21 protein-coding genes and 2 pseudogenes are annotated in these 18,976 nt (G+C 43.5%); 19 read left to right on the top strand and 4 right to left on the bottom strand.

Going from position 1 to position 18,976, the window contains the following annotated elements; all coding sequences use genetic code 11:
• The first annotated feature begins 13 nt into the window (after window positions 1–13).
• The 12 genes and pseudogenes from WKK05_RS11665 (at window position 14) to WKK05_RS11720 (ending at window position 8,396) form a co-directional block, all read left to right on the top strand.
• On the top strand, window positions 14–1,009 hold the full coding sequence (locus WKK05_RS11665) for an NAD(P)/FAD-dependent oxidoreductase (RefSeq protein WP_341529881.1): 996 nt from the start codon (window positions 14–16) through the stop codon (window positions 1,007–1,009).
• Window positions 1,010–1,177: 168 nt separating this feature from the next.
• Window positions 1,178–1,669 (top strand): cupin domain-containing protein, encoded by a 492-nt coding sequence (locus WKK05_RS11670; RefSeq protein WP_341529882.1) that lies wholly within the window; start codon window positions 1,178–1,180, stop codon window positions 1,667–1,669.
• Between the two features lie 139 nt (window positions 1,670–1,808).
• Window positions 1,809–2,159, top strand: a complete 351-nt coding sequence (locus tag WKK05_RS11675) for a DM13 domain-containing protein (RefSeq protein WP_341529883.1) — start codon at window positions 1,809–1,811, stop codon at window positions 2,157–2,159.
• Between the two features lie 353 nt (window positions 2,160–2,512).
• Complete coding sequence (locus WKK05_RS11680; protein ID WP_341529884.1) at window positions 2,513–2,839, top strand: hypothetical protein; 327 nt, start codon at window positions 2,513–2,515, stop codon at window positions 2,837–2,839.
• A gap of 166 nt (window positions 2,840–3,005) precedes the next feature.
• Window positions 3,006–3,875: an alpha/beta hydrolase gene (locus WKK05_RS11685; RefSeq protein WP_341529885.1), complete on the top strand. Its 870-nt coding sequence runs from the start codon at window positions 3,006–3,008 to the stop codon at window positions 3,873–3,875.
• Window positions 3,876–4,041: 166 nt separating this feature from the next.
• Window positions 4,042–4,185, top strand: coding sequence for a hypothetical protein (locus tag WKK05_RS11690; RefSeq protein WP_341529886.1), 144 nt, complete (start codon window positions 4,042–4,044; stop codon window positions 4,183–4,185).
• A 25-nt stretch (window positions 4,186–4,210) separates the two neighbouring features.
• The gene (locus WKK05_RS11695; RefSeq protein WP_341529887.1) at window positions 4,211–4,912 is read left to right on the top strand and encodes a dienelactone hydrolase family protein; all 702 of its coding nucleotides are present in this window, start codon (window positions 4,211–4,213) and stop codon (window positions 4,910–4,912) included.
• 7 nt (window positions 4,913–4,919) lie between these two features.
• Window positions 4,920–5,087, top strand: a complete 168-nt coding sequence (locus WKK05_RS11700) for a hypothetical protein (RefSeq protein ID WP_341529888.1) — start codon at window positions 4,920–4,922, stop codon at window positions 5,085–5,087.
• 14 nt (window positions 5,088–5,101) lie between these two features.
• The gene (locus WKK05_RS11705; protein WP_341529889.1) at window positions 5,102–5,914 is read left to right on the top strand and encodes an alpha/beta hydrolase; all 813 of its coding nucleotides are present in this window, start codon (window positions 5,102–5,104) and stop codon (window positions 5,912–5,914) included.
• A gap of 23 nt (window positions 5,915–5,937) precedes the next feature.
• Window positions 5,938–7,326, top strand: coding sequence for a mercuric reductase (locus WKK05_RS11710; protein WP_341529890.1), 1,389 nt, complete (start codon window positions 5,938–5,940; stop codon window positions 7,324–7,326).
• A 315-nt stretch (window positions 7,327–7,641) separates the two neighbouring features.
• Window positions 7,642–7,797: pseudogene (locus WKK05_RS11715) on the top strand (DUF1348 family protein); the annotation flags it as partial.
• A gap of 5 nt (window positions 7,798–7,802) precedes the next feature.
• Window positions 7,803–8,396 carry an antibiotic biosynthesis monooxygenase gene (locus WKK05_RS11720; protein ID WP_341529891.1) on the top strand — a complete coding sequence of 198 codons (594 nt, stop codon included), beginning with the start codon at window positions 7,803–7,805 and terminating at the stop codon, window positions 8,394–8,396.
• A gap of 124 nt (window positions 8,397–8,520) precedes the next feature.
• Here the strand turns inward: WKK05_RS11720 and WKK05_RS11725 are convergent, their stop codons facing one another.
• The gene (locus WKK05_RS11725; protein ID WP_341524715.1) at window positions 8,521–9,087 is read right to left on the bottom strand and encodes an IS630 family transposase; all 567 of its coding nucleotides are present in this window, start codon (window positions 9,085–9,087) and stop codon (window positions 8,521–8,523) included.
• A gap of 2 nt (window positions 9,088–9,089) precedes the next feature.
• On the bottom strand, window positions 9,090–9,590 hold the full coding sequence (locus tag WKK05_RS11730; RefSeq protein WP_341524716.1) for a helix-turn-helix domain-containing protein: 501 nt from the start codon (window positions 9,588–9,590) through the stop codon (window positions 9,090–9,092).
• Window positions 9,591–9,701: 111 nt separating this feature from the next.
• Here WKK05_RS11730 and WKK05_RS11735 point away from each other — a divergent pair, with 111 nt between their 5' ends.
• From WKK05_RS11735 to WKK05_RS11760, 6 genes and pseudogenes are all read left to right on the top strand, one after another.
• Entirely contained in the window at window positions 9,702–9,977 is a 276-nt protein-coding gene (locus WKK05_RS11735; protein ID WP_341529892.1) for an HU family DNA-binding protein, read from the top strand.
• Window positions 9,978–10,097: 120 nt separating this feature from the next.
• Window positions 10,098–10,403, top strand: a pseudogene (locus WKK05_RS11740) (LysR substrate-binding domain-containing protein); the annotation flags it as partial.
• Between the two features lie 530 nt (window positions 10,404–10,933).
• Window positions 10,934–11,317 carry a DUF4278 domain-containing protein gene (locus WKK05_RS11745; RefSeq protein ID WP_341529893.1) on the top strand — a complete coding sequence of 128 codons (384 nt, stop codon included), beginning with the start codon at window positions 10,934–10,936 and terminating at the stop codon, window positions 11,315–11,317.
• A 41-nt stretch (window positions 11,318–11,358) separates the two neighbouring features.
• Entirely contained in the window at window positions 11,359–11,697 is a 339-nt protein-coding gene (locus WKK05_RS11750) for a hypothetical protein (protein WP_341529894.1), read from the top strand.
• Complete coding sequence (locus WKK05_RS11755) at window positions 11,678–11,833, top strand: hypothetical protein (protein ID WP_341529895.1); 156 nt, start codon at window positions 11,678–11,680, stop codon at window positions 11,831–11,833. Before WKK05_RS11750 ends, WKK05_RS11755 begins: the two co-directional genes overlap by 20 nt.
• Before the next feature lie 242 nt (window positions 11,834–12,075).
• A complete protein-coding gene (locus WKK05_RS11760; protein ID WP_341529896.1) occupies window positions 12,076–12,198 on the top strand; it encodes an alpha/beta hydrolase in 123 nt (40 codons plus the stop codon).
• Window positions 12,199–12,316: 118 nt separating this feature from the next.
• On the opposite strand, the gene WKK05_RS11765 is transcribed toward WKK05_RS11760, so the two are convergent.
• On the bottom strand, window positions 12,317–14,323 hold the full coding sequence (locus tag WKK05_RS11765; protein WP_341529897.1) for a CHASE2 domain-containing protein: 2,007 nt from the start codon (window positions 14,321–14,323) through the stop codon (window positions 12,317–12,319).
• The gene (locus WKK05_RS11770) at window positions 14,323–14,979 is read right to left on the bottom strand and encodes a response regulator transcription factor (protein ID WP_341529898.1); all 657 of its coding nucleotides are present in this window, start codon (window positions 14,977–14,979) and stop codon (window positions 14,323–14,325) included. Before WKK05_RS11770 ends, WKK05_RS11765 begins: the two co-directional genes overlap by 1 nt.
• Window positions 14,980–15,299: 320 nt before the next feature.
• Here WKK05_RS11770 and WKK05_RS11775 point away from each other — a divergent pair, with 320 nt between their 5' ends.
• On the top strand, window positions 15,300–18,584 hold the full coding sequence (locus WKK05_RS11775; protein ID WP_341529899.1) for a filamentous hemagglutinin N-terminal domain-containing protein: 3,285 nt from the start codon (window positions 15,300–15,302) through the stop codon (window positions 18,582–18,584).
• Window positions 18,585–18,976: the final 392 nt, after the last annotated feature.

An 18,976-nucleotide genomic window follows, 5' to 3' on the forward strand; every position in this document is an offset into this window, starting at 1 on the left:
TGAGAAAAATGCCATGAAACTGACAAAGCAAAATCTCTCAGAACGTATTGATTATATTTACGACGCGATCGTGGTTGGTGGTGGAGCAGGTGGTTTGTCTGCCGGAATTTATCTGCAACGCTATCTTCTTTCCAGTTTAATTATCGATAAAGGCAAAGCCCGCTCTTTCTGGATGCAAGAACTGCATAACTATCTTGGATTACCGCCAGATACACCGGGGCGATCGCTCCTGCGACAAGGCAAGGAGCACTACCTTACTCTAGGTGGTGATATGCTCGATGCCTTTGTGGAAGAGATTGTGGATCAGGGAGAAACCTTTGCCATAAAAGTCAAAATTGGTCGGCAAGATAGCTTGCATCAAACGTTTCATGCCAGATATCTGATTGCTGCCAGTGGCATTATTGATTACTTGCCTAATTTGGATAATATGCGAAACGTGTTTGACTATGCCGGGTACAACCTGCACGTTTGTTTAATCTGTGATGGCTACGAAATGACAGACAAAAAAGTAGGCGTGTTTGCCAACACTGCCAGCAACGCGGAGGTTGTTTTTTCTCTAGGTTGGTTTACACCTCACATCACCCTATTCACGCAAGGAATGTTTGAAGTCGATGGTGAGTTACGCCAGAAATTGCAAGAGAAGGGTTATCAAATAATCGAAACGCCAATTCAACAATTCCTGGGCGAAGACCATCAGATGAATGGAGTGGAACTGGAAGATGGCACGATAATTAAGCTAGAAGCTGGTCTGATCTCAATGGGGTCGAAGTATCACGCCGATTATCTGGAAAAGTTTGATTTGGAAAAGCAGGGCGAAAACTTAGTCACCGATAAGATGGCGCGGACTTCCCATCCCCGCATTTTTGCGATTGGGGATCTCAAAGTTGGACTGAATCAAGTTGTAGTTGCCGCCGCAGATGGGGCATTAGCAGCTACCCAAATCTGGCGAGACTTGCGTCGCAGTCGTCCAATGGCTGGTAGTAGCTCAGAGATGTTGAGCGGTCGTTAAATTAGCAGTCCACGCCTCGTAGATTTTCAAAGCAGGTCTAATAAACAACTATTTCCTGCGGTAGCGTGTCCTCATCTAAACTCAGTGCGCGATCAAGATTGCAACAGAACTGTGTACCATCACTAACACTGATTTACGAATAAACAACTTGTTTGCTTGGAGACGACAATGACAATCAACCAAAACGGACTTTTCGTTGAATCAGGTGGGGGTTATTCTTACTACTTTGGCCAAGACCTTTATACCTTCAAAGCAATTGGTGAAGAGACAGGTGAAGCTTACGCGCTTTGTGAGGTAATCGTTGCACCTGGTGGTGGTACTCCTCCCCATCGACACAGCCGAGAAAATGAATCATTCTATGTGCAAGACGGAGAGATTGAATTCCAGCTTGATGATCGCACCCTTGCCGCAACGGCTGGAACCTTCCTCCATTCGCCCAAAGGTCAGCTTCATCGATTTACCAATACTACCTCTGTACCGGCCAAAATGTTGGTTTGGGTGACACCCGCAGGATTTGAGAAATTTATTGCCGAAGTCGGAAAGACGGTGAATGGTCAAATTACATCTGCCCCACCATTGAGTTCTGAAGACTTAGATAAAATCCTCAGCACTGCACCTAAGTACGGCATCGAGATTATTCCCCCGCCTCCTGAGCAATGACAACACGAAGACTCACCGTACAACTTCCAGGACTTACACAAAGCAACAAGTTTTAATTGTGGGAAATCAGTAAAAAGGTCTACTGGCGACTGGAAAGACGTTGAGTTTAATACTAGAGATCATTGGAGAATTTTCAACTATGAACTTATCTGGCACTTTTGTTTCTGGCGAACATCCTACTGAAGGAACAGTTCAGATTGTAGTAGAGTCCGAGCAACGATTCGTCGAGTTACAACCAGACTTCAAAACTTCCCATCTTGGCCCTGACTTACGAGTGGTTCTCCATCGCCTTGAAGACGTTATTGGTTCAACCACTCCCCCAGATTTTCCAATTAAAGAGCAAGAAATTTTCCTGCTTGACCGCTTACAAAGCTTTACTGGAAAGCAACGTTACCCCATCCCATCCTGGCTAGATTTAGCAAATTATCAGTCTGTTGCTATTTGGTGTTATGCGTTCAACGCTACTTTTGGCGCTGCCAAACTTAATTAACAGAAAAATCAGGCATTGCTGAATTCAGGTATGAAAATGATTTTGGGTGATTTCAAAGCCTTTGTAGGGACTAGCAATTGCTAGTCTCTGTACCCAGATTCATACATTAAATCAGCAATCCCAGGAATCAAAATGCTACACAAACACAACCTCAATCAGATTGTTAAGTTTCAAGAGAATACTGTTGTAGAGATACTTCACCTTCAACTCCCCCCTGGAATTGATCGTTGAAGTTAATAAACTTTGATAAAAATAAAATGCTGATTACTGTTTTCGATATACAGTATCTCAGATTGGTACAGCTTAACTGCTGTTCAGTAACTATCAGTTCTTTGAAAAGATGCAATATGACTATGAGTAATCTTTTGTGCTGGGTTAAAGGTTTAGGAGTCGTAATAGGTGGTGTAATAGCTTTTTCTGGGAACTCTGCTATTACCAAAATTAGCCAGAATTTTACTCTACCTAATAATGATCTGAATACATCTAAATTTGACTCTAGCATGGCGCTTGAAAAGCATAATATCTCAGAGGACAATGCTCTAAAGTTTAATTACAGTAACGACCAAACTCAAATTCAAGATAAAAATACTGTAGAGAAGCAAAAAGATTATAACCTTACAAAAGTAATTTCAGGTAAGAAGAATATTTTGCTAGCAGGTTGCTACCCTCGCTGTTTCTAATTGAGACTGGGAGTTGGGATCTGTACAACCATTACTGCGTGTTATATACCGATGCGAAACGCCGCAAGTTAATAGTTCAAGGATCATCAACTCACCCCCATAAATTGGCGTTTGCGTAGCGTGTCCTAAAGGACAAGGTATTAATAAACCGACAAGGAGTAATCTTATGGCTACATTTCGCACGATCGCAATCGATGGTTTAGATATCTTTTATCGAGAAGCTGGAGAGCGCGATAATCCAACTATTTTGCTGTTGCATGGCTTCCCGACCTCATCTCACATGTTTCGTAATCTGATACCTGCGCTTGCCGATCGCTTCCATCTCGTTGCTCCCGATTATCCCGGTTTTGGTAACAGTTCAATGCCAACTGTGAATGAGTTTGACTACACATTTGATCACCTGGCCCAGATTGTGGAGAAGTTTATTACTGCGCTCGACCTCAAAAAATACAGTCTTTACGTGATGGATTATGGTGCGCCTGTTGGCTATCGAATAGCTACTAAATACCCAGAGCGAGTGCAAGCCCTGATTGTGCAAAACGGGAATGCCTATGAGGAGGGGCTGCGGGAGTTTACCGAACCCATGAAGACATACTGGCAAGATCCTTCTTCTCTTAATGCTCAAAAGCTGAGAGACTTTCTCGGACTGGAAGGAACGAAGTGGCAATACATCAACGGCGCTCGCAATCCTGAAGCGATCAGCCCTGACACCTGGAACATGGATCAACTCTTCCTTGATCGCCCTGGAAATGCTGAGATTCAAATGGCGCTTTTTTATGACTATAGAACTAATCCACCGCTCTATCCAAAATGGCAGGAGTATTTCCGCAAACATCAACCTCCCACCCTAATTGTTTGGGGTAAGAACGACGACATATTCCCTGCCGAAGGCGCTTATGCCTACCAGCGCGACCTGAAAGACGTTGAGTTCCATTTACTCGATACTGGACATTTTGCGCTGGAGGAAGATGGGGATGCGATCGCAAACTACATACGTCAATTTCTCACGTCACGGCTGCAACCCATCTCTGCCTAATCAGTGCAAGGTTTAGTTACTAGCTTGACAACAATTGGACGCACTAAGCACACATCTCCATGAAAGAGGGTTCGGAATTCGTTTGAGGAATAGCTCGCTTCTAGGAGTTGTCAAATTTTGATTTCCGACGCCCTTAATGAAACGTTGTACTAAGGAGAGCAGAATCGTGTACCAGTTGCTTTATCTTCTTGGTGTCCATTTCAACCATGCTGATGGCACTGGCGATGGACAAAGCCCCGCTGGGTACGGCGATCGCTTCATACTTGCATTCAGTCAGCAACGTTGTTTAATTCGGTCAAAGTCTAAATAGCAAATTCTTAAAAAGAAAGGACATCATGACAACTCAAAATGTAACCATTCCAGCCTTGTCCGGGGGCAGTTTTAGCGCCTATCTAGCAGTACCCAGTAGTCAGCCTCGTGCAGGAATTGTGCTGATTCAAGAAATTCTTGGGGTCAATAATACTATGCGACAGATTGCCGATGATTATGCTAAGGCAGGCTATTTGGTGATCGTGCCAGATTTATATTGGCGACTGGAATCCAATGTGCAACTTGATGCTGACGATAAGGATCAGTGGGCTAAAGCCGTTGAGCTACTCCAAGCGTTTGATGTGGATAGCGGCGTAGAAGACCTAAAAGCAACCCTGTCTTTTCTGCGGCAGTATCCCAGCAGCACAGGCAAGGTCGGCAGTGTGGGCTTTTGTATGGGCGGTAAACTGGCATATTTCATGGCAACACCTACTGATGCGGATGCCAACGTTAGTTACTACGGTGTTGACATTGACAAGAATTTAGCAGAAGCGACAAAGATTCAGAAACCGCTGATATTGCATCTGAGTGGAAATGACGAGTTTGTGTCACCCAGCGCTCAAGTGACCATTCAGCTAGGACTGAAAGACAACCCCCTGGTAACAATCTATCGCTATGAAGGAGTAAGTCACGGGTTTAGTCGCGTGGGTAGTTCCGCTTATCGCCAAGAAGCCGCAGAATTAGCAGGCGATCGCACGTTGGCGTTTTTAAAACAGCATTTAGGGTAGTAGGTGATTGTCATTCCAGAATAAGCAGGGAAAAATCCAACTGGAAATTGTGTTTGTCTATTTGGTGTTACCGCATATCCAGCATGAACCAGTTACCAATTCCATCAGCTTTCAAGTTAATCATGCGAACAACAAAGCCCATTTTAGAGATTTCAACAATCCAGCAGGAATATAGAGGTGACAACAAGGATGATTTTTACATGGAAAAAAGTTCAAAGATTTTTGCTGTTACTACTCGCATTTAGTGTTGTCGTTATAGTATTCATGCATCCAGCATCAGCCATTTTTAAGGAATTACCCCAAGCGTCCAACCCTAAACCTTCGATCATTCTTGTTCATGGTACCAATGCCGATGCTACATCCTGGCAACACGTCATTCCGCTTTTACAACAGGATGGCTATACAGTGACCGCTGTACAAAATCCGCTTACTTCTTTGCCAGACGACATTGCCACAACCAAGCGGGTAATTGATGCCCAACGGAGACCCGTTGTTGTGGTCGGACACTCCTATGGTGGAAACGTGATCACAGCTGCGGCGGCTGGCAACCCACAAGTGAAAGCATTGGTTTATATCGCTGGTTTTGCACCAGAACCAGGCGAAACAATTAGCAAGTTAAGTAGCAGATATGCTCCCCCTCCACTCAGCAAAGCACTTATAGCTGATACAGCAGGGTTTCTCTACATTGATCGTGAGAAGTTTCACGAGGTCTTTGCTAAAGACGTATCGATAGTCGAGGCGCGGGTGATGGCAGCGACGCAGAAGCCACCCTCCAAGGCGGTCTTTGACCAATCAGTGGAAAGCGCAGCTTGGAAGACAATTCCCTCATGGTACCTCGTGGCTCAGGAAGACCAGGCAATTAACCCTGAGCTTGAGCGATTCATGGCAAAGCGAATCGGTGCTAAAACAATTGAGATCAAGGCAAGCCATGTGGCCTTTATCTCTCATCCAAGAAAAGTTGCCAACCTGATTGTTGAAGCAGCAAGCTCTGCTGTGAAATAACGTCAAACGCAAAGGAGATGGAAATGGATACCCAATACTACGACGACATTATTATCGGCGGTGGCAAAGCGGGTAAAACCCTGGCACCTGCACTAGTCGCGGACGGGCGCAAAACCGCTCTGGTGGAACGTAGCTTAAACATGATTGGTGGCTCGTGCCCTAATATTGCCTGCATTCCCAGCAAAACGATGGTGGCAAGTGCAGAGGTGGCAAATACTGTGCGGAACAGTGCTGCCTATGGCATCAACACGGCACCGCCCACGGTTGATTTAGCGGCAGTGATTGGGCGCAAACGATCAGTCGTGCAGTCCCTGCGACCAATAAATCTTAACAACTTGCACACCGCATTGGGGGACAATCTGATCATTGGCACCGCTCACTTTGTGGCACCTAAAACAATTGAAGTGGCAACAGATGAAGGAACAACTCGCTTACTCACAGCAGAACGATTGTTTATCAATACAGGCACGCGACCGTTGATTCCATCCCTGCCGGGACTCAAGGAAGCTGGGTTTTTCACCAGCGAGTCAATCATGGAGCTAAAACAGTTGCCAGAGCATCTGCTCGTTCTCGGTAGCGGCTACATTGGGTTGGAGTTTGCCCAGATGTTCCGGCGCTTTGGCTCTCGCGTCACTGTCATTGGGCAGAGTGAGCAAATTCTATCACAGCACGATCCAGATATTGCGATCGCAGTGCAAGCACTACTGGAACGAGACGGCATTGACTTCTTGCTGAAGGCGAAGGTGTTAAGAGTTGATCGCCCTGGCAATGCAATTAAACTTCAGATTCAAGCTGCCGAGCATGAGATGAGCCTTGAGGGTTCACACTTGTTAGTAGCCGTCGGTCGTGCGCCAACCACTGATACCTTAAATCTAGCTGCTGCTGGTGTGGCAACCGATACACGAGGATTCATTCCAGTCAACGAGCGCCTGGAGACGAACATACCGGAGATTTGGGCGTTAGGCGATATTAATGGTGGGCCGCAATATACCCATGTGGCACTGGACGATTATAGGATTGTCAAAGCGAATTTGATTGATGGCGGCAACCGCAGCACACAAGGTCGTTTGGTTCCATCTTGTCTTTTCATCGACCCAGAACTGGCTCATATAGGTCTGACCGAAACCGAAGCGCAGCAACAAGGGTATGCCATTCGAGTGGCGAAGCTAGATGCAAGAGATATTATGCGAGCAGTAACACAAAGTCAAACTGATGGACTGATGAAGGCGATCGTGGATACCAAGACGGGTCGGATTCTCGGATGTTCACTCTTGTGTTATGAAGCGGGTGAAGTGATTTCGACAGTGCAAATGGTGATGCAAGCTCAGATGCCCTATACCGTTCTGCGCGATGGAATTTTGACTCATCCCACGATGACTGAAGGGTTAAATATGCTGTTTTCAAACGTGTAAGCAGGTAGCAAGCACAGACACCTGACAATTCTTTACACCAGATATTTCAGCCCTCAACAACCATAGGAGAATGGCACTAAGAAAAGCGTAAATCCTTGGTATTACTGGCTTTTGGGTGTGGGGTTGCAGGTTCGGGTGTGGGTAATTAAGAAGATGTTGAACTTTTTGACGCATTCGCATTCAATTGTCTGGAACACGAACCTGCAACCCTACCCCCAACACCCTGCCCTGACGAGGTTTCACCTTTTCTTAGTGGCATTCAACCATAGGACTCATCATCATAAAAAAAACTAGAAGGAAAAGTCAGTAGATAGCGTTTGGCGCAACCGTTCAGAATTTCTATCTGGTCGTGAGGCGATTGTTCAGTTCTTGACTCGCAAGTGGCTTAAAGAATTGGAATACCGTCTGATCAAAGAGCTTTGGGCTTTTCGGGGCAACCGAATTGCTATCCAGTTTGCTTACGAACGTTAAATACTATGTTTGATGAACCGTTAGCAATTAATATCAGTGAAGAAAACTGTCCAGTCACTGCTGTGATCTCTCATGTAGTGAGACCGGGGCGTGAGCAAGGTTACGAAGCATGGTTTCATGGCATTGCCGCAGATGCACGAAAATTCAAGGGACATTTGGGTGTCAGCACTATTCGACCCCAGAATCACGCCCATTCTGAGTACGTGGTCATTCTCAAGTTCGATTGCTACGACAATCTCAAGACCTGGCTAGAATCAGATATTCGGCGGGAATGGATTGAGCGATTGCAACCCTTGATTGAAAAGCCAGAAGATATTCAAACCCTGACCGGATTGGAAACCTGGTTTACTCTCTCAAACAAACCTATGATGTCTCCACCACCCCGCTACAAAATGGCGTTAGTGACCTGGCTAGGAGTATTCTTCACGCTTCCTCAGCTCAATCGGTTGCTAGTACCATTGCTGTCTGGGCTACCTGTATTGCTCAATCAACTGATTAGCACAGGACTCGGTGTCGCTCTGCTTACCTATGTGATTATGCCGCGCCTAACCCAATTATTTCGCAAATGGCTGTATCCCATTTCATACCCCCTCTCCTAAAACTCAACTGGCTGTACTCCTTAATTCAAGGTCACCACAGCAGTAGGCGTGCATTGTTAATTTTCGTATGCTGCGTGATTGTTAGTCTTTTTCCCCCTAGCCTCACGAAAGTTATACCAATTCTCTAAAAGCTAGCTACAGATAGTGCCTCTAAAATATATTGTCTTCGGGCAATAGATACAATAATTTGTTTGGTTAATTTCCCAATTTCAGCGTAGAGAGCAGTACGTAAATCATCAAGTTTTTTAGGTAATAACCAACGCAGTCGGCGCTTAATATATTGCCAAACCTGCTCAATTGGGTTTAACTCGGGAGAATGTGCAGGCTGAAATAATAAAATGATGTTATCTGGTACTTGAAGACGTTTGGCTTTATGAAAGGCACCATTATCCAGTTGAATAATTAGTACTGAATCAGTAAAATGTTGAGAAATTAGATTGAGGAATATCTGAAAACAGTCAGTATTAAGATGTGAAAATTCCCAAAAAAAGCTTTCGCCAGTCAGTGGTTCGATGATTCCATATAAATATGTTGCTTTGAACTGCCACTGGTGTACACCAACGGGTTTGACACCCTTGCCTGTGATTTTCCGTCCTGTGATTGTTTTCAATCCAATTCGAGTTTCGTCCTCGCACCAAAAACGAATCGTTTTCGTTGTGCATAAAACTGTTAAGCAAAACCAAGACAGCATTGCTAAGTTGTGTGCAAGGTTTTTTTAAATGCCTCTACTTGTGGTTGTTTTTGTTCAACGCTTTTGGGGCGTGGTACTTTTGGCGATGACTCCAAACGGTAATAAACCAGTTTGTGAACTGTCTTGTAGCAAGAATTGACTCCCAAGTTTTGTTCTAGCCACTCTACAATTTCTTGATAACCATTAAATCCAAGTGGTTCTTGCAATCTTTTCTCTAATGCTTTTTCTGCCCAGTTTGGGATGGTTCTTGGTCTTCCTGGCGAAGATTTTTGTTTTAATAGTCCTTCAATACCGCCTGCTTTGTACTGTCGAATCCACTTGTGTAGGGTCACTCGATTTCGACCAATAATTTCTGCGGTTTGAGAAATTGTTTGACCATGCCCTGTTTTGAGTAAATATAGTAGCTGCACTCTTTCTTTAGCCGTCGCAGTTTTTTGTATTGCCAGTAAATCTTTGAGTTCTGCGACAGTCTCTTTAATTTCTAGTTGATATACCCCTGACATTGTTCATCTTTGTATCTAGTTTCATCTTATTATCTCATCTGTAGCCTTATTTCAGAGAATTGGTATTAGTCATGGTAAATTTCCTTTACTCGCAATGCTTCAGGGTGATTTATGAACAAAGGTGAATTAGCAGATGCTGTAGCAGCAAAGGCCAACGTCACAAAAAAGCAAGCCGATGAAATCATCAGTGCTTTATTGTCAGTTGTTACTGAGGCTGTAGCAAATGGGGAGAAGGTAACGCTCGTTGGCTTTGGGTCATTTGAGCGACGCGAGCGTTCCGAGCGCGAGGGGCGTAATCCCAAAACCAATGAACCAATGACTATTCCAGCTACTAGAGTGCCTGCGTTTTCTCCTGGGAAGCAGTTTAAAGAAAAAGTAGCACCATAGATGCATTGGCTTTACCACTAGCAATCCAATGACTGCAAAGCTGTAGCGATCGCCCTACAGTTCTTCTCCTAAAGGAGACGCTCCGCGAACGGGCATCAAGAAGGCAGGGCAAAATGGAAGTTTGAACAAGATGGAAAAGCGATTGACCTTTGTGTTGAGAGTTATCTGCGATTCGATAATTCAGAAGTCATTTTAGAGGCGGTGATTGGTGGAGCCGGCGTAGTCCAATTTCCCAAATTTATCGCAGCCAAAGCGATCGCACGGGGAGATTTGCAACCGATTCTGCAATCTTACGCACCCCAAACTGGGTTAGCGATCGCTGTGTTATACCCGCAAAAACGCTATCTCTCGGCTAAAGTTCGCGTTTTTGTTGAGTTTATGGCAGGATTGACTGCTGCATTAAAGCGAGTTGATATTGTAGATTGAAATTTATTTATTTAGGGACAGTAGTCGCGTTAAGTCCATTACTTTTCCTTTTTGTCGTCTTGTTTGTACCCAGCCTACCAAAGTGCCTGCATTTTATCCTGGGAAGCAGTTCAAAGAAAAAGTAGCGCCATAGATGATTGGCTTTACCACTAGCAATCTAACCCTGTTCTGTCACTTTGGGAGAAACCAGTGCCTGAAAGCCTTTCGGAACTTTACTTTTGGTTTTTTAGCTACAAATTTTAGTTTCTATTAGAAAAGAAAGGCTCAAAGCTTGATTAGATAAAAGTTTTAGTGTTTCGCTACGATTATTGTTTTCCGGAAGTGACAGAACAGGGATAAGGGTAAAGTTTAAAGGGGAAGGGGCTAAAAACATGAGTTCCTTGACTCCGCCAAGCTCACGAGAAGGAACTACTAGTTGACCTTTTTTCAAAAAACAGTTTGCAGATAAGCCTCAGTAAATTTCCAAAATTGGAAAACTAGTTTCCTGATTTAACGATGTATTTCTGATTAAATCTATCTATTCTGAGATTATGCAACAAAAGCGAACAGCTAATATGCTGGTGTTGCATGGATTTATTAACGATTCACGAGGCAAATATATGAAACTTTACTATCGCGGTTTGGGCTACGAATTAGACTCCTCGAAAATTGCAAATAGAACAACAGAAAAGCCTTTTCAACCATCACCTAGTGTTGGGTCAGCTTATAATCTGATTTACCGAGGGGTTACTTATCCTGTTGATCCCAATGCCAAATCTGCGGAAATTCCTTTACCACCAACAACTTATAAATTGAGCTATCGAGGAATTAATTACTTGGTGAATAGGAATGCACAGGGAGAAGTTACTTTAATCACTCAATTGGCAAACTCATTACCAGCCGACACACTGCCACAGTTGACAACATCGCTTTAGTAAGCCTTGAGCAACATGTATTCAGTCTAGTATTTGAGAAATTGGAAATTTTTACGATTATCGCTGCTGAAGGTAATATCACCCAGCCAGTATGGTCTCCCAATGGACAGCGACTTGCGTTTGTTCAACTGAGTGCCAATGGAGCCTATGTTGTTTATGCTGTAAATGCTGATGGGTCTGGGTTAACCAAGCTGTTCTCTGATAACAAGTGTTCGCCAATCTCACCTCAGTTTAATGGGGTTTGGTCTTCAGACAGTCAAAATCTGGTGTTTGAAAAAATTTGTCCTTTTGACGATCCTCAAACCGAATCTCCGCTATATACCTCTCGCCCACACCCTAGCTGCGATGGTGACGAATGCCATGCCAAAAGAACAATTTGAGTGGATGGTAGAGTGCAATCTTGAGTTTCCGCGATCGCTTGCTGCAACGTTGCTATACAACCGAATGTCACTAAGAAAACGTGAAATCTCGCGCTTGGCAGGGTGTTGGGGGCAGGGTGTAGGGTGTGGTGTTTAAGACAATTAAACTTTAGTTGCGTCAAGGAGTTCAACATTTTCTTGATTTCCCAAACCTGCAACCCCACACCCCACACCCCACACCCAAAAGCCAGTTATATAAGGGGTTTACGCTTAACTTAGTGCCATTCGCTATACAACCAATTTCATACAGATTGGCGAGATCAAATTGCCAGGATTCGTAAACCAACTCTAATTATTGGTGGCAGAAAAAGTATTATTCCTTGGAAATCGCAAGTCTGGATGAATAAAAGCATTCTTAACTCAGAATTGGAAATCTTTGAAGAAGCTGAAGGCGGAGGACATTTCATGTTCATTGAAAACCCAGAAAAGTTTAACCAACTGGTCTTGCAATTCCTGAAGTAAGCATACCCAGCTTTATTTGATTACAAGACTTAGATGTATATTCCCGAGGTGGAAAGTAGTTTTTCTAAATAGGATTGCATTTATAGCGGTAGCAAAAGTGGAGATTATCTTTTTACTTTTACTTCTTAATACTTATTGATTTAATATTTTGTTTCACTAAAAAGTTCCAATTACCTAAATATAAAAATTGCTGCCACCAATTACTTGCTATGGGCCAAGCCAATTCGCAGACAGTACCTTGTGGAGAGTGAGGATATCGTCGAAATCTACCTCTCAATTGTCGGGCTAAATCTTGAGCTTGTTCTGTTCCTTGCCCATGACGTTGATAGTTTTTAGATATACTCACAAACCCATTATCAATTACTTGCAGGCAATACTCCCTCGATGAGCGCGTACAAACAACATCAAGACGAGTAGCTCCTTGGGAATGTTTACCGACATTACATAAAGCTTCTTGCAAAAAAATGTACAAGCTTCGCTTTTGATTTGCATTTAGGTTGCACTCATCTAATGGTTCAAAATTAGGAGGAATAAAACTTTGGATGGTCGTAAATCCTTGAAAGTTTCTTCTTAAGGTAATGTCGTAAACATAATAAAGCATCTCAGCAATGGGAGTTTGCAAATCGAGTACTTCATTTCCCTCTAAATAAACACTATCATTACGACTGAGCATTTCTTGAGTGAGATATTCAGGAATAGCGCGTAATTCTCGATTTAGTTGTTCAAGCTGCGCTCGCAAGTTTTCAGACTCTATCTCTTTTTCGCCAAAGCTCCTCAACATCACAGCCAAGCTTTGTAAAGGCCCATTATGGATTGCTTCAAAAGAGCGCTTCAGAGTTAAACTGCGCTGTTCAAGTAGTGTTCTTAAATCTCTGTCAAAAAAAAATGTTGTCAGTCCTGCACTTGTAAGAGCTAACAAGGTTGGTACTAAAGGAATCCACCAACCCAGAACTAGGCAAATATAACAAATCCCAACAAGTCCGGTACTAGTTACACCAAGACTCAACAATGTCTTTGCCGGAGATTGCAGGATTAAACCCAGAATTATGCCGAGTAAACCCCAAGCTAAAATCCATAAATACTCCCAAATTTCTGACCAGACTTTTAGCAGTGGTCGTCTGTCTAAAACATGACTAATGATTTGGCTCGTAGCATGAGCATGAACTTCTACACCATAAATCCATTGGTATTGATTAGCAGAGTTTTCAACTCCTAAAGCCGTGGTGTAAAGTGTATTTTTAACTGCGGAGATGATAAAGTTATCTTTAACGCTGGGGGCAGTCATGCCAACAATCACGACGCGATCGCGAATCCAACTAGGATCAATTTTTTTATTGAGGACATCTCTGAGAGATATGGTGCGAAAAGGTTGGGGATGAGAGCGAAAGTTGAGTAGCATTTGAAAGCCATTGGCATCAGTTCCCACATATCCGCCAGAATCGGGGAGAAATCGGACTAGCCGACTTGAACCGAACTTAATGGGGTCAAAAGAGCGACTACCATGAGCAAACTTGATTCCTTGCTCACGTAAATAGAATTGTGCTAAACGCAGAGGTAGAGAGTATTTCAGTTCTCCGGTGTAAGTTTTACTTGCAATTAAGCCACGTCGCAACTTCCCGTCCGGATCTACAATTAAGTCTGCAAAGCCGACTCGTTGGGCAGGTAACTCAGGTGGTGGTTTAACATTAAAAGATTGTTTTTGGTTTAATGCTACTTCAACTCCGATGAGATTTGGATTCTCTCTCCAAACAGGTACAAGCTCTGCATCAGCCGAGTTCCTTTTATCTCTAAAAAGGTCGAGACCGATGACTTTGGGTTTGTAGCTATTTAAGATGCTCAACATTTGGGCGATTTCTTTATCTGGGATGGGAAACCTGCCTACATAGTTAATATCGTCTTCATCAATACCCACAATTACTACCCGCGAATCGACAGCTTCATTAGGTCGTAGCCGGAGCAATTGATCGAAAGCCAGCCACTCTTGCGATTGCAATAATCCTGTTGAGCGCACAAGCATGATAATTCCTACCACAGAGAGTCCTGGCAGCACTACTTCTCGCCAGAGTTTCAGTTCTTTATGAACTTTTTTCCATAAATTGCTTTGAGTTGAAAGTGCGATTTTCATCAGTTGATTAATCCGATTTTTCTAGCTGCAATTTCAATTTGAATTCTCAATTCTTTACCAGGTTCGTCATACACACCCAAAGCATCTTGCAGTCTAATCCAGTAGTTTCGTACAGTGCGATCGCTCAGGTTCATTTTTTGGGCGATCGCTTTATCTGTCAAGCCTTCTTGATATTTTAGCGTCAGCACCTCTAGCCATTTTCGGTCAAATTCTGGGCGCGATCGCAGTTCTGAAGATAAATAAATAGAGCCGCGCAACGCCAAGTCAATGAACTTTAACATTTCGCGGATAGGCAAAGACTTATCCATAGCCGCAAAGCCACCTTCATAGGCATTAATCATCGGTTTGAGGCGCACCAAAGGTTTAACATTGGTACTCAGCACCACTAAATTAGGGGCAAGAGTGCTGGACATCAAAGTTTTGATCAGTTGCATCCCAACCTCAACCTGAGCTGGGGCTTGAGGCTTTTCTGGCAGACATAAATCAACAATTAGCAAGTCTGGGTGGTGGCGTTCAAATTGCTGATATGCAGTTTGGGCATCCTGAGCCGCGAGGATTTCTACTTCTGGGTATTTGTCTTTGAGTGCTGGAATTGTGCCTTGAAGAATTGCTTCATGGTCGTCAACGACTAAAAATTTTTGCATGATAGTTGACATAATTTTTAAATTTTTCATAGCTGCTGAAACTACAGCAGGTCTAAGTTCTTGTAATTAAAAACTAACCCGGCATCTCAGTAAAAGTTTTGCTTAGATACTAGGGTACGAATAAATAGCTAGTTGTGTGTTGCGATTTGAGGAATTTAGTTTGCCAAAATCGGAAAGGCAGTGGATTATTCAACCAACACGACGATTGCACGCCCATTTTACTATTTGTAATTTATATGTAAAAGAATGTAAGAATAGGGTTTTTCAATTATTCTCTAGTGAAAGTAGAAAAGAGGTACTATGACTACTGGGTGCTAAAAGTTGAGATTGTTGTGAAAGTAAAATCAGAGTATTATCAACGCTGGAATTCGCTGCTATTTAGTTTTGGAGCGATAATTCTTACAGGATGCTATGCAAGTGCAACTTTTGTAACAAGTAGCCCTGTGAACGCTCAAATTGTTCCCGATAATACACTGCCGATAAATTCCAGCGTCACGCCAGGCTGCACGGCTTGCACAATTGAAGGGGGAACAGTTCGGGGTAGCAACCTGTTTCACAGCTTCAGCGAGTTTGGAGTGCCTACAGGTGGAAAAGCGTTTTTTAACAATGCTACGTCAATTGAGAACATTTTCACTCGCGTTACAGGAAACTCAATATCTAATATTGATGGGTTGATTCGAGTGGTGGGAGGTGCGAATCTGTTTTTCCTCAATCCCAATGGTATTATTTTTGGGACGAATGCTCGCTTAGATATTGGTGGTTCGTTTTTAGCGACTACAGCTAGTAGTATATTATTTGCCAATGGTACGGTTTTTAATACTAAACCTGATACCTCCACTACTCCGTTGCTGACCGTCAGCGTCCCGATTGGTTTGCAATTTAACGGCAGGGAAGGCAATATCGTCGTTAGATCAAGTAGAGCTTCTCCTGTCAACCCGAAGAGTGAGAGTGGGGATGCAGGGCAACTGCCAAATACGGCACAGATAGTAAACACCTCCGGGACATCTCCTAGTACGATTTCTGGGAGGCTTTCTGATAGCAGCGATGTGGATTTGTACCAAATTTTTCTGCCTGCGGGTCAATCCTTCCAAGCAACAACTGAAGATGAGACTGTCGTGGACACCCGTTTGTTCTTATTTGATAGCAGTGGTAGGGGTCTTTATTCCAATGATGATTCTGTGGAATTTATACAATCAACTGTACCATTTGTGCAACCCTTTACGCCGACTACAGCGGGAACTTATTACTTAGGCATCACTAGCAGCGGGAACAAGCCAACCAGCGACGATGGTTTAATCTTTGATGAAAACTATGGTTATGGTAATCCAATTGGTTCTGGTGCTAAGTTGCCTTTAAGTGGTTGGGATAATAAGGGTACTGATAGTGGAGACTACACCATCAGGCTAATTAGTAACTCATCCGTTAACCTGCCGAGTGCAGGTCTTCAGATTCAACCGGGCAGAACTCTAGCTTTGGTAGGCGGCAATATAACTATCGAGGGGGGAAAGTTACAAGCACCTGGAGGACGAGTAGAGTTGGCAGCAGTGAAGGATTCAGGAGTGGTAGAACTGATTCAGCTAGGGCAGAAGTTGCAGTTGAATGTTCCTGAAGGGTTGGCAAGAGCTGACTTATCACTTACAAACAAGGGTCAAGTGAATGTAAGGGCAGGTGGTGGTGGGAGCATTGTTATCAATGCCCGGAACTTGAATATTTCAGGAGCAGATACTTGGCTAAGAGCAGGAATAGCGCGAGGGTTGGGTTCTGTTGGCTCAAAGGCGGGCGATATTGCAATTAATGTGACAGAGGCAACAAACTTGGACGTAGGCATGATCTCTAATTCAGTGTTAGATGGAAGCATGGGGAACGGGGGCGATCTCAATATCGTTACTGGGTCACTTAATGTTACTAATGGTGCTTTGCTGTATGCCATCTCCGTTGGAGAGGGGAAAGCGGGTAACTTAAATATAAATGCCCGCGATACGGTTACCTTTGATGGAGTAAATAGCCATGAATATTCTAGTGGGGCATTTACTGCTCTGGGATTGCTAGGCGTAGGCAATGGGGGCAATCTCAATATCGCTACTGGGTCACTTAATGTCACTAATGGTGCTGTACTCAATGCCAATACTTCTGGAAAAGGGAAGGCAGGCAATATAAATATAAATGCTCGCGACACAGTTATCTTTGATGGAGAAAGTGCGGCATTCAGCAGTGTGTACAGGACAGGTAAAGGTGACGGAGGCAATATTAACCTTACCACCGGCTCGCTCTTTCTTACCAATGGAGCTTTCCTAAGTGCCGGCACCTCTGGACAGGGGAAAGCAGGTAATGTGAATATCGATGCCCGCGATACGGTTGCCTTTAATGGAATAGATGGCAAGGGTCATTCTAGTGGGATATTTAGCATTGTGGCAATTACAGGCGTGGGCAACGGGGGAAACTTAAACATTACTACCGAGTCACTTGTTTTAAGTAATAATGCTGTAGTAAGTGCCAGAACTCGCGGACAAGGAAATGGAGGTGATATTACTGTTAATGCTAATACAATAGAGGCGCTAAGTGGCGGACAAGTTCTCACGACTACCACTAATACTGGCAAAGCCGGAGACATCACCTTAAATGTGACCCAAAACGTCATGCTTTCGGGTAGCGATCCCACTTATTTGACTCGAATCGCTCAATTTGGTACCGATGTATTAGATAGTGTAGATTTTAGCAGTGGTTTATTTGCCAATACATTAAGCACTTCGACAAATCAAGGGGGTAACTTGACGATTAATACTGGGCAATTAACTGTCCGGGATGGAGCGCAAGTTACTGTCAGCAGTGAAGGCTTAGGGATTGCAGGCTCGTTGATAGTCTCAGCCGACTCTATCCGTCTCGACAACGAAGGAAAAATCAGCGCTGATACCTCTGGTAGTGGAGGAAACATTGACCTGCGAGCGCGCGATTTGTTACTCCTACGCCGAGGTAGCAGCATTACTACCAACGCGACTAGTGCAGCCACTGGTGGTAACATCACGATTAATACCAACAACCTAGTCGCTGTTCCCCAAGAAAATAGTGACATTAGTGCCAATGCTCTTGATAGCTTTGGTGGTCAAATAATTGTGAATGCTTCGGGCATCTTTGGCACAGAGTTTCGTGACAGCCCCACGCCATTAAGTGACATTACAGCTACTTCTGCTCGTGGTTATGAGTTTAATGGTGCAGTGCAGATCAATACGCCTGATGTTAATCCAAGCCAAGGTCTAACTGCCCTGCCCACAAACATCATAGATACTTCACAGTTGATTGCTAATAGTTGCATTGCACGAAGTAAACGACCAGAAGGAAAATTCATCATCACGGGAAACGGAGGCTCGCCAGTGATGCCAGATGACCCCGCAGTTGCATCCTATCAGACTTATCAGATTCCAACTGTTACAAGCGCAAGTATCTCAAAGTACCAAGAAAATACAGCTAATACTAATAAGCATGAAATAGCTGTACCTGCGCCATTTCTTGAAGCTACTGGATGGGTTTACGGGTCTAATGGTGAAGTGATTCTCACTAGCTTTGCCTCAACTGTTGTTCCTGATACTCCTTGGTCAAAGCTGCCTACTTGTTCTGGTTGAAAAATCAGTTGATTGAGGTTCCAAAATTGACTTTCCAATTTTAGAAGGCTTTGTTGCATGAAACAGAAAAAGGCACACCTTTTTTCAAAAGAGTGGCGAATTAGTCTTCCACTTTATATTAGCATCTCTAGCTTTGAAAATTCTTGATTTGCGACAAAAGATTAAAACATTTGCTTTCTCTAGGATAGAAAAAATATTTGATAAAAATTTGTCATTGTTATGAATAAGCTATGACACTTTTATAAGAATTCGATATAAATTTATCTACCGTATTCAAAATTAATAATCAATTATTTTTACTTTGTACTTAGTATTAAAAGCGCCTATATTCTTGATATTGATTTGTAGATTATACCTTGAAAGGTTAGTTCACACTCATACTCCAGCTTTAG

Source organism: Nostoc sp. UHCC 0302 (assembly GCF_038096175.1).
GTDB lineage: Bacteria > Cyanobacteriota > Cyanobacteriia > Cyanobacteriales > Nostocaceae > UHCC-0302.

What these genes read in the sequence shown, in the direction of transcription:
- WKK05_RS11665 (WP_341529881.1), top strand. Translation starts at nt 14, where the DNA reads ATGAAACTGACAAAGCAAAATCTCTCAGAACGTATTGATTATATTTAC.
- WKK05_RS11670 (WP_341529882.1), top strand. Translation starts at nt 1,178, where the DNA reads ATGACAATCAACCAAAACGGACTTTTCGTTGAATCAGGTGGGGGTTAT.
- WKK05_RS11675 (WP_341529883.1), top strand. Translation starts at nt 1,809, where the DNA reads ATGAACTTATCTGGCACTTTTGTTTCTGGCGAACATCCTACTGAAGGA.
- WKK05_RS11680 (WP_341529884.1), top strand. Translation starts at nt 2,513, where the DNA reads ATGAGTAATCTTTTGTGCTGGGTTAAAGGTTTAGGAGTCGTAATAGGT.
- WKK05_RS11685 (WP_341529885.1), top strand. Translation starts at nt 3,006, where the DNA reads ATGGCTACATTTCGCACGATCGCAATCGATGGTTTAGATATCTTTTAT.
- WKK05_RS11695 (WP_341529887.1), top strand. Translation starts at nt 4,211, where the DNA reads ATGACAACTCAAAATGTAACCATTCCAGCCTTGTCCGGGGGCAGTTTT.
- WKK05_RS11705 (WP_341529889.1), top strand. Translation starts at nt 5,102, where the DNA reads ATGATTTTTACATGGAAAAAAGTTCAAAGATTTTTGCTGTTACTACTC.
- WKK05_RS11710 (WP_341529890.1), top strand. Translation starts at nt 5,938, where the DNA reads ATGGATACCCAATACTACGACGACATTATTATCGGCGGTGGCAAAGCG.
- WKK05_RS11720 (WP_341529891.1), top strand. Translation starts at nt 7,803, where the DNA reads ATGTTTGATGAACCGTTAGCAATTAATATCAGTGAAGAAAACTGTCCA.
- WKK05_RS11725 (WP_341524715.1), bottom strand. Translation starts at nt 9,087, where the DNA reads ATGCTGTCTTGGTTTTGCTTAACAGTTTTATGCACAACGAAAACGATT.
- WKK05_RS11730 (WP_341524716.1), bottom strand. Translation starts at nt 9,590, where the DNA reads ATGTCAGGGGTATATCAACTAGAAATTAAAGAGACTGTCGCAGAACTC.
- WKK05_RS11735 (WP_341529892.1), top strand. Translation starts at nt 9,702, where the DNA reads ATGAACAAAGGTGAATTAGCAGATGCTGTAGCAGCAAAGGCCAACGTC.
- WKK05_RS11745 (WP_341529893.1), top strand. Translation starts at nt 10,934, where the DNA reads ATGCAACAAAAGCGAACAGCTAATATGCTGGTGTTGCATGGATTTATT.
- WKK05_RS11755 (WP_341529895.1), top strand. Translation starts at nt 11,678, where the DNA reads ATGCCAAAAGAACAATTTGAGTGGATGGTAGAGTGCAATCTTGAGTTT.
- WKK05_RS11760 (WP_341529896.1), top strand. Translation starts at nt 12,076, where the DNA reads ATGAATAAAAGCATTCTTAACTCAGAATTGGAAATCTTTGAAGAAGCT.
- WKK05_RS11765 (WP_341529897.1), bottom strand. Translation starts at nt 14,323, where the DNA reads ATGAAAATCGCACTTTCAACTCAAAGCAATTTATGGAAAAAAGTTCAT.
- WKK05_RS11770 (WP_341529898.1), bottom strand. Translation starts at nt 14,979, where the DNA reads ATGTCAACTATCATGCAAAAATTTTTAGTCGTTGACGACCATGAAGCA.